This is a genomic window from Bacillus sp. DHT2 (assembly GCF_026241455.1).
GTDB classification, from domain to species: domain Bacteria; phylum Bacillota; class Bacilli; order Bacillales; family Bacillaceae_G; genus Bacillus_A; species Bacillus_A pseudomycoides.
Window position 1 is genome coordinate 222,801 of sequence record NZ_JAPHWH010000004.1, and the last position, 14,809, is coordinate 237,609.

Here is a 14,809-nt window from a genome sequence, read left to right on the forward strand (position 1 = left end):
TTATTATATCAAATGAGTATGTCACCTTCAATGGAATTTCAAAAAGGTAAAAATTTTGCCGAGGTCTAAAAGTGCATTCACGCTTACTCTACCAAGGGATACAGCGTTTTTTTTCGATTTTGACGTAATATAATATATAATGGTTTTTAGAATGATTTAGCCGAAGGCGATATGTGAGGATAATCTTTAAAGGAACAGAAGGGTCGACACAGTCTCCCACGTCATATTCCACTACGTTACATCAGCCGTACTATATACTTCATTAATCTATTGAATAAGACGGATAGTGTGTAGCTTTAGCGGAACACAGAGACTAAGCGTAGCGATAAGATATTACACAATTGAAATATCAATTAAGATATCCCTCCAAAGTACAATCATAAAAGTATTGAATCTCAATTGTTTTATTGAAACTGTGGAGATGATTCCTCAAAAGGGTGATTAAACTGTAAAGGTAAAAGCCTTGACACTATTTGGGAATTATTACCTTAAAAGTTGACTTGGCTCAAAAGAGAACGATTGACCTCAAAAGAGTGCCAACGTCCGTGGAATATACTTCACTATATTAAGGAAGTAACTAACAAAAGGTAAGTAAGATATTGCCCAACATTAGGACATAGTGTACTAAACTTAGAAGCAATCCCCGCTCAAAAGTAGACACAACCTCCAAAGGATACCCTCTACGGTATAATGAACTCAACTTCCCAAAGTGAATCCACGAAGTAGAATTACTGAATAGAATAGTGAATAAACGGATAGATAAGATGCATATTAGTGAATACGGTGCATAAACTCCAAAGATGCTGTACCCACATAATTATTCATACTCTAAAGGTAGATACCGAAAGCCTATTCTACTGGGAACGGAATACCTCTCACTTATATTTAGTTAGTTTACGTAATGTTTATTAAAGGAAGTGACTGCTTTGGTTACAACTAAACCCACTGAGGTATCCATATTAAATAGGCACATCCTTATCAAATTAAACAGGTGCTTGTTTGCCAAACTAAACGGCACACTTTAAAGCCACACTAAAGAGCAGGCATTAAACCCCACATTAAAGTGCCCACTTAATAAGGGTACATTGAGCAGGTGGATCAGATAGGTGTGATATCTCTGGTGCTGTGTTCTCTTGAGCATGAGCCTTAACTTAATGTAATACTATTAAGCTTATACATATAAGCGCATACTGTACTGTGGTAGCTCTGGTGGCTACCCTCTCACAGCTCCCACACTCCACGCTCTACTGTATGTCCTTACCTCCATACATATAGTACTACCTATGATGCTACTCCCTCCCATCACTACCACTGATGCACCACACTCTACCGTCTCACTATCTCCTATGATGCTTACTCTATTGCTTCTCTTATTGATTGATACACGGATGAGGATAAGCTTTGTGCTGATGCTTACAAAAATAAAAAAACTTTTGAGCGAAGGGCTACCACCCCGGGGGTACAAGTAAAAATTTACTGGTGGCTGGTACGTAGTCAATATAGTAAATATAGCTATATGTGTTCGGGCTTTCCCTCCGAAAGTTTTCTCTAACACGTTCAGCGCTTTCGAGGTTAGTTGTTATAAGCAGTCGTCATATTGTGACGAGCGGTAACATACTCACCCTCAACATGAGGGAAACATTTAGAGGAGACAGCCAAATTGTTTGTCTTCCTAAACTCGAGAGGTTGCTCAAATATTGTGGGTCTCCTACTTTATTTCTCCAACATTCAAAATGTGCTTGACGGATATATATATTATAGATTATAATAAAAAGTTTAGGCAAAAGTATTGACACTTGAGTGCCAAAGTAGTATACTAGTTAATAGAGGGAAAAGGGGACAAGCGTTCAAGATGTCGCAATCTCTCGCACCGTCAACTTTATTCCTTTACATTTTCCTTTCTCCAAAACTTTACTTCTACTTATTGTCATTTTAGTAGCTCATGCTACGCATCAATTTCGACCTTTCCAGTTTTATTGTGGCTGAAGAGTTTTATTCCTCCTTTTCGCTTTTCAGTCACACCCCTTCTTTTTTACAACTTCAAGTTTTACCACTTTCACAATTTCATTTCATCAACTACGTTTCCGTTTTTCCATCGGAGTAAATCTCCGAAATAAATCACTTGCAAGCTTATTACTTGCTTAGATGCCGAAACTATTCTGGTTCAATAGCGTTCGTAAAGCATCATAGGTGGTTCCACGTATCAATAGGCATGATACACTCATTAGTTTTCTTTCTTATATGTCGGGTAAGCTTCATAGGTTGGCTTACTTCGATGGAAGGTCGGAAACCTTCAAGGGAGTTAAAACTCTCAGAGGGAATGGAAATCCCTCTATCAACGTATCTACGGATACAAAACTACTAAGCTTTTCACTTAGATGTTGTGAAGACATTCTAGCGTTTCCCACCACTAAATGCATTCCGCAAGATGCGTTTACCCAATGCAACACACTGTAAAGTATAGATGACTTGGAAGGTCCATCTATTTTATGGGAAGTTCTGATTGAACTACTGAGATTAATTTCTCGGTGGTTCTCTTCAGCACTACAAAGCGAAAACATGAAAGGAATGAAACATATGAAAATAAATATCATGCTCCCCGAAGCTAGACCCAAGTATCGTGAGCAACTAAGATTTTTAATCTACTTGAATACATTCGGCGGTACGAACTTAAGTGAGCTTTGTGAAGTCACTGGAGTACCAAAGCAAAACCTTTACCGCTCATTCAAGGGGATCAGCAAAGATAAGACCACTGAAGAGGTTTTGGCGAAACTATTCAGCTTTCTCCCTTATCCAGTGGACCAACAACTCATTGATGAAGCTAATCGCATCCTTGACGGTGCAAATGCTTTACTTATGATGGTAGGTGAGAAACTTGACTGAACACTTTGATGTAAGCATTGAAGATGACGACAACCTCCCAGAAGAAACCCCAGAAGATGAATCAATGGCACTATCTCCCTCTAAAGAAGACAATTCTCGGATGAACATGCTTGATGCATCTCCTTATCTTGAGAAACTCACTCCAAAGCAACTCAAATTTGTTCATGCTTTATGCGAATCCAACTTAAACGTTCCGAAGGCTGCTAAGATTGCAGGTGTCACTAGAGATTACGGTCACAAATTGATGAACCATACTCAAGTTAGGAAAGCTTATACAGCCTTGACCAATCAACGGAGCTGGCACACTGTGGCATCTCATAATGAGTTGCTTGAATTTGCTACGAGCGTTATCCGTGATGAGCAACATGATGAGATTATTGATATGAAGGCTAGTAAGATACGAAAAGTTAAGGTCCCTACAAAGGACAAATTCAAGTATCTAGAAGTATTGAGCAAACACCAAGGAATCCTTTACGATAGACCATCTCATGAGTTACTTGACGGCAGATTTCAAACTATTGTGGTAGACATTGAAGGACTTGAGTTTGCAGATGCAGAGCAATATCCAAACGTTAGAAAAGACATCTCAGATGATGTCATAGATGTACAAAACTAAATTGAATATCAAAAAACCAAAATAGAAAAGGATGATTTATATGTCAGCACACTTAAACGAAATGGAATTATTTTATAACAGTCCAGAAGGACAGCTAATGAGAAGCCTTGCTAAAGAGAAAATTCAAGAAGTCCACGCTAAACTTGATAAGCAACGTGAAAAGATTCGTGAAATCAATGAGGGCATTCGCTTCATTAAGTTTGGAAACACAAAACCATCTGACTACATCACAATGCTTGACGGTAATCCTGTTAAGTTAACTACAGACGGATACAGCCGTATCGCTTCTGTAGAGGTAATTACAAATGATACTTTCAAGGACTTGAGCGGAACTCAACGAGACCTTCTCAAGAATCAAAATCCTGTAATGTTCCAGAAATTAAAGCTTGGAGCATTTAATTCAAATCTATCTGAAAAGTTCTTTAGCCTATTAGCCCTTGCTGAAAATAATGAAAGAATGGACATCTTAATGGAATTGGAATCAGCTCCGACCTTTGATATGAATTCTCCCCACTATTACCCTGATGCTCATAAGTATTATGACTCGGTTGCCGAGATGTCTGGTACTCTTCCTGTTCCTAGCAGTGTAAAACGCCTACGTGAAGCAATGACGGTACAAAACATTCGGGAGTTGAGCATGGAGCGTAATCTTCTAGAGAAGCACTTGATGGATTCCGAAAAATCTAATAAGTTCTTACCTTTTGAGAAGGTACTAGCTGAAATGGAAAACAACCCAAATCTTTCAACTCATAAATCTGAAGAAGAAATGGGCCTAATGCAAAAACTCGCTACACAGTTTGACGCTGAAGAAATGGCATCAAGAGAATCAGCTCCACGTTCAACTACTATCAACATATGAGGTGCTGAATAAATGACTGTTCATGAGATAAGCCGTATCTCTACGGGAGAGCGTTTATCTCTAAAGTGCAAAAGTGGTGACTTGATTGTCATCCCTTTTGTTCCCTTTGATAAGACCACTCCATTCACAAACTACGGAAATATTATCAACTATAGATACAACTCTAAGTGGACTGGACTTATCGTCCAGGGAAGCATGAAAGAAATCAAGACTCCCGAAGGTGGATATATCGACATTGAAGTTGACGGAAGCTTGGACGTACAAGAAGACATTTATAAGCTAATGGATTTACATTCACCTGTGGAATATATAACCGTACAAGGTGCTAGAGATTTACAGAACGGTGAGAACCAACCCTATAGTGAAAATTACATTAAAGAAGGAGCTATTAACTAATGACTATTTATAAACTTGAAACTCTCCCTAACAAAGGAGAAACTAAACAATTAAATTGCATGGATGGTGACGCTATTGTATTCCCATTTGAGGGAAGCGATGTAAAGGTGTTATCTCACGGTGAATGGACTACATGCAAGCACAATAGTGATAAGAATCTCCAAGGATTTATCGTACACTATGGTATGACACATGTAGCACTCCCGAATGATTCATTCCTTTCGATTAAGGTACGCGGCGGGACTCTTTTCATCGAAAACCTTATAAAATACTTTGAAGGAGAATCTACAAAATGATTACCACGTTAGAAAACCACCAAAATTTAACCCTCAATGAAACCCCTATCGAAATCTACCCAGTTTCAACACAATGTGGAAAGAGCTTTGTCGTATCGGAAGAGGAAGCTCAGTCATTGCTATATCGTATTAATCACAATGGAGAATCCTTTGGAAGTATCCACCGTTACGGAAAGCTGATCCTCATTGATAGAATCCAATTGACACGATACGAGAAGCGAGGTTACAAATCCCTACAGATTCTCAAAGCTAACGACAAGTACATATTTATGTGTAAAGCAGATATTTTTAAGGAGACGGTTGCTCGAGAGCCGGACACGAGAAACGATAGTCTACGTCAAGATGACCGAGACATCATGGCAGGCTCTATTACTAAACAATTAGCTCGGCAGTTGCTACGATAGAAACTCGAAAGACACTCATTCACTTGGGTGTCTTTTTGTTTGCTCGAAAAGATTTTCTAAATAGGTGACGCTCAAATTGAGAGTGACTTGGGAAAACCAAGTATCCTAAAGGTAAAGAAGTTTGGGAAACTTTAGTGAGTGACATCAAGTCACCGTCTAAAATAAGTATCACCCAACATGAGGGAGACTTAGAAAGGTACTGAACTTAAGTCACTTAAAGGTCGCCTACATAATGTCGGTAACCTTGAAACATATGGGTATAAGATTATGGACGGTAAAGATTTAGTCTCCTCCTTTAAGAATGACACTAAAGTATCACTCAACATGAGGGAGACTTAGAAAAATACGGACTAACATCTCGTACACCCTCATCTACAATGTTCACAAGAAGAGCAATCTTAAGAGTTGGAATGCTTTTACGTGACTCAGAAGTTGCTAAAGAGGTTCGTACTCAATTGTTGAACATTGAAGAGAAAGTTGAGGATACGTTAAAGACTTCTGATATCGGATTGTTTTTTATTTTGTGTAAATTAGAGGTTGTAAGTTACGGTAACTCTATGTTAAGATGAATTCAAGAAGTTAAGGCAACTTCTAAGGGAGGTGACACAATGGCAGAATCTAAGCATCAAGCTTACTATCGTAGAATCGCCGAACACTTTGAGATTGATTCACCGTCAGACGGACAAGCACTCTATAGACTGTTTACAGCTCTAAAGAAGGCGAAAGAGGTCATTGAGAGAAATAACGGAGTTGGACGATATGATTCAATCGATGAGCTTGTGGCTAGCTTTTTAACTAAACTTGAGAGTGACGACAAGTCGATTATTCCACGAAAGAAGCCATACACTTTCAAGGAGGAGAAGTGACGGGATTATCTCCCGGCTTCGCCTTATGAGTTGCCCTAACTTATAAAACATATGAAATGGAGAGATTGAAATGAAAAACACAAAAGTTGTTATGTTAAGAGTAAACGAAGAATTAACTGTATCGGATATGTTACTTGAGTTAGCCAATGAGCTTCACTCTGTGGGCATCGTAGCTGTTGATAAGAACGAATTCCCTCTTACATATTTGGTTCGCTTAGGTGAAATTGATATCGCTATCGAGGATTATGAGCCGTTAGATGAACATGCGGAAGTATTCTTCAAGTGTAAGCACCGTATTACAGAGATTGTGCATCAACTAGTATGGGATATTCAAAACCCCGAACGAGGTAAGTACGTCGTAGTTGGTGCTACACATAGTTGATGCATCTAAATAAAACTGTAACTGTAGAAAGTAATTATAAATGTAGAAAGAGACAACAAAATAAAGAGGAGTCTCCTCAGTTGCACCTGAAGGGACTCCACAAAAGGAGATAATTTTATGAGTATCCAAACATTTGCAATGATATGCTTACTCGCTCCCGTGTTAACTATAGCATGTCTACATCTTATTTTCAAAATAGTAGTCGGCGATAGAGCATGATACGTCAATGGGGACGAAAAGCTGATGGAAACATTGTTTACCTCAGGTCAAATATTAAATGTTGTTTTATCTTGATGTTAAGTTAAAGTGATGTTACTATAAAAAGGTTGTTTTTCAATAAAGACCGTATTATTATGGATATAACTGAAAAGTTGAACGGAAAATAGAATTGAGGAAATGCTAAAAAGTCAATACTTATTTAGATTTGGGCTCGTACAGACTATTACCAGTACTTTGGTAAACGCCCACCTCGTAATTCATAGTATAAAACCTCTTTGACGCGCATATACTGGCTATTATGTAATGTGCAAAAGGAGGAATAAATATGGATGGTTTCCAATTGTCGATGATTCAAAAGGCCATTCATCGTACGTATGATGAGCTTGGAAAAGAAATTAATCTTCAGGGTGTAGTTGCAGATGAAATACAGAAAGCACAGGAAGAATATTTATCTGCATTATCATATGAGACATTGATTGATAAGCGTTACTTAAAGTCATTAATAGAGTGAAAAATTTTCCTTTATATAAAGGAAAATTTTTTTCGCTCATTTCTATGTATTGCAACAGGGGAAAGCAACTGCTATTTAGATATAGCAGTTGCTATATCTTTTTATAGAAAAACTTTTTGGTTGGAGGCTAAGGATGTTTACTGAGAAGAGATTACCATTTGAAGTAGGGAAACAAGATAATTTTTATGATAAGTTGAATGAGTGGATTGGAGATGTGTTTTACGATATCCTCCCAGAAAAAGGTTTTGAAGAACGCGATGAACAAATTTTTATGGCATTCCAATTAGAACGAGCGTTTCAAGAGAAGAAAGTTATGTTCGCAGAGGCGGGTGTAGGAACGGGAAAAACGATTGTGTATCTTTTATATGCAATTTGTTATGCGCGTTATACAGGAAAGCCAGCTATTATTGCTTGTGCAGACGAAACGCTAATCGAGCAGCTTGTGAAAGAAGAAGGGGACATTGCGAAATTATCAGAAGCATTAGGGTTATCTGTTGATGTACGTCTAGCGAAATCAATGGATAATTATTTATGTTTACGTAAACTTGAAGATGTAATGAGTGGACGAGCTCCAGAAGTAATTGAAGATCTATATTATGAATTACCTCAGTTTGTATTTGATCATGGAACAATGCAAAACTTTACGCATTACGGTGATCGAAAAGAGTTTCCATTATTAAATGACGAAGAATGGTCAAAGGTATCTTGGGATTATTTCCAAGACTGCTTCACATGTGATTCTCGTCACCGTTGTGGTCAAACGCTCTCTCGTGAACATTACCGTAAAGCAGCAGATTTAATTATTTGCTCTCAAGATTTCTATATGGATCATATTTGGACATATGATGCTCGTAAACGCGAAGGGCAAATGCCGCTTTTACCAGAAAGCAGTTGCGTTGTTTTTGATGAAGGACACCTTGTGGAATACGCAGCGCAAAAAGCACTGACGTATCGATTAAAGCAAACGATGATGGAGCAACTCTTAACAAGATTATTACAAAATGATATTCGAGAAGAGTTTGCTCATTTAGTAGAAGAGACAATTTGGCAAACAGAGCGTTTCTTTGATGTATTAAGAGAAAGTAAAAAAGAAATTGCTGGATCAGATCGTTTAGAAATTACAGTAACAGAAAAAGTGATTACAGAAGCGAAACGACTTTATGCAAAAATTGCTGAAGTTGGTGATGCTCTTGTATTTGAAAGTGAAATGTATACAGTAAACACTTATGATTTAAATATCGTTGATGAGCATTTAGATGTACTGGAACATTCACTTCGTCTCTTTATGCATGAGAAAAATGTAATTACATGGGGAGAAGAAGGTGATGGTGCCTTTACGTTAGTTATTATGCCACGTGCGGTAGAAGAAGTGCTACAGGAGAAAGTATTCTCGAAAAAGATTCCGTATATCTTCTCTTCTGCTACATTATCTGAAAATGATTCATTCGCATTTACAGCAAATAGTTTAGGGGTAAAAGATTATTTATCATTCTCAGTAGCTTCTCCATTTGATTATGAAGAGCAAATGAAAGTATACTTACCATCGTATAACCAGGAAAATGAATGGGAACGAAAATGTCAGTATACGCTTGAGAACATTCAAAAAACAAATGGGCGTACGCTTGTATTATTCCGCACAACACAAGAACTTGCGGCGTTCAAAGAATATGTGAATAAAGAACAAATGTCTGTTCCGTTCTTATATGAAGGAGATCAAGAGATTAGTCAGCTTGTTTCCCGCTTCCAAAATGAACAAGAGACTGTGCTTTGCGCTGTTCATTTATGGGAAGGTTTAGATATTCCGGGTTCTTCACTATCACATGTCATTATTTGGTCGCTACCATTCCCTCCAAACGATCCTGTGTTTGAAGCGAAACGTAAGCATGTTAATGATCCGTTTTGGGATGTAGATGTACCATATATGATTTTACGTCTTCGTCAAGGAATTGGACGTTTAATTCGTACGAGCGAAGATAAAGGTACTATTTCGTTATTCTTATCAGAGAATGAAAATGAAAAGGTTATTGAGGCTGTAAAGAAAGTACTTCCAGTAGAAGGTACGGTACTATAAAGTGAAACTGTAATCAGTAGCGGTTTTCGGCACTCCTCACCAATGGAAAAAGCTTAGCGTTTGCTAAGCTTTTTCTTTCTATATGGAAAAGGACTTTATATCTTTATGTCGAAATATAGGTGAGGTAGAAAAAGGAGGCAATAAAATATGACAATCGCTACATATGAAGTAGAAAAAGAGTTTTTAGCACACGTGAAAAAGATAAATAATTATGGGGAAGCATTAAGCCTAATATTTTGGGATTTACGTACAGGAGCACCGAAACAAGGTGTGGATCAACGCTCTGAGGTAATAGGAATGCTTTCATCAGAGGTATTTTTATTATCAACTTCTGATGAGATGGAAAGATATTTAAAAGAATTAGAACAGCTAATAGTAGATAATAAAATTTCCGAAACAACAAAGAAAATTGTAGAAGAGTGCCGCAAAGCGTATGATCGAAATAAAAAAATTCCACAGGCCGAGTATGAAGAGTTTGTTAAATTGCAAGCAAAATCGGAAAGTGTTTGGGGAGAAGCACGTGAAAAATCTGATTTTGAAATGTTCCGACCATACTTAGAAAAAATTGTTGAATATAAGAAAAAATTTATTACATATTGGGGTTATGAAACTTATAAGTATAATACGCTTTTAGATATGTATGAGCCAGGTATGACAGTAGAAGTGTTAGATCATGTATTTGGACAACTACGTGAGCGTATTGTTCCACTTGTAAAAGATATTGGCGAATCAAATAAAGAATTAAAAACAAATGTCTTATTTGAACATTTTTCAAAAGAACAACAAAAGAATTTTACTTTAGAGTTACTAACGCAATTAAATTATAATTTCGAGGCTGGCCGTCTTGATGAAACGATACATCCTTTTGAAATTACATTAAATAGAGGGGATGTTCGCATTACAACTCGTTATGATGAGAATGACTTCCGCATGGCAGTTTTCGGAACAATTCATGAATGTGGACATGCTGTATATGAACAAAATATTTCAGAAGAATTAGAAGGAACACCGCTTTGCAGTGGTACATCGATGGGAATTCATGAATCGCAATCGCTATTCTTTGAAAACTTTATTGGACGTAATAAATCGTTCTGGAAGAAAAATTATGATATATTGAAACAATTTAGTGATGGGCAATTTGAAAACGTATCTGTAAATGAATTCTATGATGCGATTAATGAATCAAAGCCTTCCTTTATACGTATTGAGGCAGATGAACTTACATATCCGCTTCACGTTATGGTTCGTTATGAACTGGAGAAAGAATTATTTGATGGAACATTAGAAGTAAAAGACTTGCCGGCAGCATGGAATGACAAGATGGAGAGTTATTTAGGTATCCGTCCAGAAACGGATGCACAGGGTGTGCTACAAGATGTACATTGGTCAGATGGATCTTTTGGATATTTTCCATCTTACGCACTTGGTTATATGTATGCAGCGCAATTTAAACATAAGATGTTAGAGGAAATTCCAAACTTCGATGCATTGCTAGAAGAAGGAAATGTGACACCAATTCGTGAATGGTTAACAAGAAATATTCACCAATATGGTAAAACGAAAAAACCATTACAAATATTAGAGGATATAACAGGTGAAGGGTTAAATGCAAATTATTTAGCGGATTATTTAGAAGCGAAATATAAAGAGATTTATGGGTTATAAAAAGAAAAGGAGCTGCTTTAATGCAGCTCCTTTTTATGAATTAACATTTTACTGTATATGTGCGTTGCTTAAGGAGGAAGAGAAGTGAATTATACTTTTGAAGTGATGACACAAGAGCAAGCAGAAGAAATTGCGTTTAAATGGCACTATGAGGATAAGTATTCTTTTTATGATATGGAAGCCGATCAAGAAGATTTAGTGGAGTTTTTAGATCCTAAAATACGCGGAGAAACGACTTTTGCTGTTAGTGAGAATAATAGGCTTGTTGGATTTTTTAGTTTTAATAAAGTAGATATACATACAGTGGATATTGGACTTGGAATGAAACCAAACCTGACTGGAAATGGATTAGGTTTGGTATTTATAAAGGCAGGTCTGGTTTTTTGTGAAAAAAAATATCAACCTAAGTATATAACGTTATCAGTGGCAACATTTAATCAAAGGGCAATTAATGTTTATAAGAAAGCAGGTTTTGAAGCAATTGGAGATTTTATTCAAGAGACAAATGGAAGTCGCTTTGAATTTTTAAAAATGATGTATGTGGCTTTATGTCCATCAAGATAAAATAGTTTTGAAACGATTTGCTTAGTAGTGATTTATGTTTTTTATGGATGCTATCGTATATAAAAAATACATTTTTTTGAAATTTAGGGGATATAAAAGTGGGTTGTTTTGATAATTTTGATTTTAATAACTTTTGGGATGACAGCGAATATGCAAGAGATGAATATATTTCTGAATATCCTACAGATGAAATGATTTCTAAACTAGAAAATGAATTAGGGTATAAGCTACCTGAATCTTATATTTGGTTAATGAAGAAGCATAATGGGGGAATTCCAATAAACGATTGTTTTCCTACAGATGTTCCTACAAGTTGGGCAGAGGATCATGTTGCTATAACTGGTATTTATGGTATTGGATATAAAAAAAGTTCTTCATTAGGTGGAGAATTTGGTAGTGAATTTTGGATTGAAGAATGGGGATATCCTGAAATAGGAGTAGCTATTTGTGATTGTCCCTCGGCTGGACACGATATGATATTTCTTGATTATAGGGAGTGCGGCCCGAAAGGAGAGCCTTGTGTTGTACATATCGATCAAGAATATGATTATAAAATTACATGGTTAGCAAAAGACTTTGAGAGTTTTATTAGAGGGCTTGTAAATGGGGAAGTCTATGATGATAGCGAACAAATCAAGGAAGAATATTAAGAAAAGGAATATACTTATTAAGCCTGCAGGTACATGATTAAATAGCTATTCTCGAAATAAAGCAGAGGGGATATCTCCTCTGCTTTTCACTTACCATAATTTAAACCCTTTTGAACCGGGCGGAGCATTTTGAATCATATCGATAAACGGAATGGTATAAGCGAATAAAATGAGTAGAGCTGTAATGCCAATCCAAAGCTTCCAATTATCGAAAACCATCGGTGTCCGTTCAGATGCATCAGCTACTTCACCAATTGGGAATTCCGTTTGTCCTTTTGGAGCGAAGAAGACAAGATCCACATAAATAATAATTGCGATAACAATGCCAACGAATAAAATGGCGCCTCCGACTGCTTGCGCAATTTGATATGGAATCCATTCAAGTGCTTGCTGCGAATTTCCATATGTAGAAAAAGCAGAACGCCGAGGTGCTCCGAGTAACCCGGCAAAGTGCATACCAGCAGACATGAAGAACATACCGATAGCCCACACGCAAGTTTGAATCATGGCAAGCCGGTTCATTTCCTTTGTCATGACGCGTCCTGTTAGATGTGGAATTAACCAATAGGCGATTCCGAAAAATGTTAATACAACAGATGTTGCTAATGTTAAGTGGAAATGCCCAGTTATCCATACAGTATTATGAACGACCTGGTTTAGTTGGTTACTTGCATTGACAAGTCCACCAGCACCAGCTGGAATAAACATTAACATACCGACGAATGGAGCGAAAAATCTAGCATCTCCCCATGGGAGCATTCGAAGCCATCCAAATAGTCCAGTAGCTCCTTTTGAACGCCCAAACTGTTCAAAGGTTGCAAATAAAGAGAAGGCGGTCATTAAAGATGGAATGACAACCATAAATGTTAATACAACTTGTAAGTATTTCCACCCAGGGTCAATACCTGGTTCTGTTAATTGGTGGTGGAATCCTACAGGCATAGAAAATAGTAAAAATAAGATGAATGACAAACGAGCTAGTGAGTCACTGAAAATTTTACCGCCAATAATTTTCGGTATAATGACATACCAAGCCATATAGGCAGGAAGGAGCCAAAAATAAACGAGCGGATGACCGAAGTACCAAAATAGTGTTCGGCTGACCAGGACGTCAATTTTATCAATAAAGCCTAGGCTCCATGGAATAAATTGAATAAGTGCTGCTGCCGCTACACCAAGTGTTGCAACAAGCCATAGTGCCATTGTCACAACAGCCATAAAGCTTAACAGAGGACCTATTTTTCCTTTGTTATGTTTTTTCCATGTACGATACTGAGCAAACATTGCAAATCCGCTGAACCAACTTCCAACAATAACAAGGGTAAGGCCAATGTAAAATCCAGGATGTGCTTTTAATGGAGCATAGAACGTATAGAGTACAGTAGCTTTATTGAGTAGGATAAAAATTGCAGTAATTGTTGTTCCAATTGTCATAAGCCAAAAACCGATCCAGCCTGTTTGTCGGGCACCTTTTGAGAGGACACCAGTTGTTTTACTCATACAAGCAAATAAGAAACCGATAATAAAGAACGTTGTTAAGACGAGCCCGAGTAAAACACCGTGTGTTGTTAACACTTGATAATAACCAATACCAGCAGGTAAATTGAATTTTCCTGAACGGACAAGAACTTGTAGTAATCCGCATAACCCACCTAAAAACAGGGCGATAAATGCGATGTGAATATGAGCCATTGCTAATTTTGCATCTCGTTTGCTTATTTTATCCTGCAGTGCAATCATTTGTCGGTCACCTCTACTTTCGCGCTCATCATATGATGGCCAGTACCACAATATTCATTACAGACAATTAAATACTCTCCAGATTTTTGGAAAACTTGTGAAGCGGTACTTACATATCCAGGTTCAATCATCATGTTGACATTTGTCCCTGCGATTTCAAAACCATGTACAACATCTTTTGTTGCAACGACAAAATCTACTTTTGCACCTTTTGGTACTTTAATTGTATTTGGTGTAAAAGAAAAAGCTTGTGAGACAATCGTCACTTGATAATGATTTTTTCCAACTTGTTTAACGCCGGGTTGATCAAATGGTGCGGTCGCTTGAACCTTTTCTGGGTCAATTGTAGTTAAACAACTCGGTGGTTTGTTACCCATATAAAAAGCACTAATCCCTAAAACAGCCAAAAATACGAACAGTGAGCCGACACCGAAAATGAGCCAAATTTTTTCGTATTTATGTAAGTGCATATCTCCATCTCCCTTTTCAGAACTATATCTTATAGCCGATTAACAAAAATTTGATAGACGCTAAACCACGTGAAAATAATGAAAAAACCAATAAAAAAAACAGAGATTAAAGTTCCTTTTAACGAACTTTTTTGAGTGTTTTCAGTTTCTGTCTGATGTAAATTATGTTCCCCCATGATACCCCTCCTTGGATAAATGAAATCTTACATTTTTATAA

At 37.2% G+C, this 14,809-nt stretch carries 16 protein-coding genes; 14 read left to right on the forward strand and 2 right to left on the reverse strand.

Features of this window, described 5'->3' with window-relative positions; translation table 11 throughout:
• Positions 1-2,559: 2,559 nt before the first annotated feature.
• The 14 genes from ORL93_RS12405 (at position 2,560) to ORL93_RS12470 (ending at position 12,382) form a co-directional block, all read left to right on the forward strand.
• Positions 2,560-2,883 carry a hypothetical protein gene (locus tag ORL93_RS12405; RefSeq protein ID WP_265959094.1) on the forward strand — a complete coding sequence of 108 codons (324 nt, stop codon included), beginning with the start codon at positions 2,560-2,562 and terminating at the stop codon, positions 2,881-2,883.
• Positions 2,876-3,499 carry a terminase small subunit gene (locus tag ORL93_RS12410; RefSeq protein ID WP_265959095.1) on the forward strand — a complete coding sequence of 208 codons (624 nt, stop codon included), beginning with the start codon at positions 2,876-2,878 and terminating at the stop codon, positions 3,497-3,499. Before ORL93_RS12405 ends, ORL93_RS12410 begins: the two co-directional genes overlap by 8 nt.
• 40 nt (positions 3,500-3,539) lie before the next feature.
• A complete protein-coding gene (locus ORL93_RS12415) occupies positions 3,540-4,358 on the forward strand; it encodes a hypothetical protein (protein ID WP_265959096.1) in 819 nt (272 codons plus the stop codon).
• Between the two features lie 12 nt (positions 4,359-4,370).
• Positions 4,371-4,754, forward strand: coding sequence for a hypothetical protein (locus ORL93_RS12420; protein WP_265959097.1), 384 nt, complete (start codon positions 4,371-4,373; stop codon positions 4,752-4,754).
• Complete coding sequence (locus ORL93_RS12425) at positions 4,754-5,050, forward strand: hypothetical protein (RefSeq protein ID WP_265959098.1); 297 nt, start codon at positions 4,754-4,756, stop codon at positions 5,048-5,050. Before ORL93_RS12420 ends, ORL93_RS12425 begins: the two co-directional genes overlap by 1 nt.
• A complete protein-coding gene (locus ORL93_RS12430) occupies positions 5,047-5,454 on the forward strand; it encodes a hypothetical protein (RefSeq protein WP_265959099.1) in 408 nt (135 codons plus the stop codon). Before ORL93_RS12425 ends, ORL93_RS12430 begins: the two co-directional genes overlap by 4 nt.
• A 377-nt stretch (positions 5,455-5,831) precedes the next feature.
• Positions 5,832-6,023, forward strand: a complete 192-nt coding sequence (locus tag ORL93_RS12435; protein ID WP_265959100.1) for a hypothetical protein — start codon at positions 5,832-5,834, stop codon at positions 6,021-6,023.
• A 39-nt stretch (positions 6,024-6,062) separates the two neighbouring features.
• On the forward strand, positions 6,063-6,320 hold the full coding sequence (locus ORL93_RS12440; RefSeq protein ID WP_265959101.1) for a hypothetical protein: 258 nt from the start codon (positions 6,063-6,065) through the stop codon (positions 6,318-6,320).
• Positions 6,321-6,390: 70 nt separating this feature from the next.
• A complete protein-coding gene (locus ORL93_RS12445) occupies positions 6,391-6,702 on the forward strand; it encodes a hypothetical protein (protein ID WP_265959102.1) in 312 nt (103 codons plus the stop codon).
• Positions 6,703-7,246: 544 nt separating this feature from the next.
• Complete coding sequence (locus tag ORL93_RS12450; RefSeq protein WP_003196411.1) at positions 7,247-7,432, forward strand: DUF3921 domain-containing protein; 186 nt, start codon at positions 7,247-7,249, stop codon at positions 7,430-7,432.
• A 133-nt stretch (positions 7,433-7,565) separates the two neighbouring features.
• Positions 7,566-9,503, forward strand: a complete 1,938-nt coding sequence (locus ORL93_RS12455) for an ATP-dependent DNA helicase (RefSeq protein ID WP_040119351.1) — start codon at positions 7,566-7,568, stop codon at positions 9,501-9,503.
• Between the two features lie 147 nt (positions 9,504-9,650).
• On the forward strand, positions 9,651-11,168 hold the full coding sequence (locus ORL93_RS12460; RefSeq protein ID WP_040119352.1) for a carboxypeptidase M32: 1,518 nt from the start codon (positions 9,651-9,653) through the stop codon (positions 11,166-11,168).
• Between the two features lie 84 nt (positions 11,169-11,252).
• The gene (locus ORL93_RS12465; protein ID WP_040119353.1) at positions 11,253-11,732 is read left to right on the forward strand and encodes a GNAT family N-acetyltransferase; all 480 of its coding nucleotides are present in this window, start codon (positions 11,253-11,255) and stop codon (positions 11,730-11,732) included.
• A gap of 98 nt (positions 11,733-11,830) precedes the next feature.
• Positions 11,831-12,382: an SMI1/KNR4 family protein gene (locus tag ORL93_RS12470; protein ID WP_235356818.1), complete on the forward strand. Its 552-nt coding sequence runs from the start codon at positions 11,831-11,833 to the stop codon at positions 12,380-12,382.
• A gap of 90 nt (positions 12,383-12,472) precedes the next feature.
• Here ORL93_RS12470 and ORL93_RS12475 read toward each other — a convergent pair whose 3' ends face one another.
• Both ORL93_RS12475 and ORL93_RS12480 read right to left on the reverse strand, forming a co-directional pair.
• Complete coding sequence (locus ORL93_RS12475; RefSeq protein WP_018782524.1) at positions 12,473-14,122, reverse strand: b(o/a)3-type cytochrome-c oxidase subunit 1; 1,650 nt, start codon at positions 14,120-14,122, stop codon at positions 12,473-12,475.
• Entirely contained in the window at positions 14,119-14,592 is a 474-nt protein-coding gene (locus tag ORL93_RS12480; protein WP_040119355.1) for a cytochrome c oxidase subunit II, read from the reverse strand. Before ORL93_RS12480 ends, ORL93_RS12475 begins: the two co-directional genes overlap by 4 nt.
• Positions 14,593-14,809: the final 217 nt, after the last annotated feature.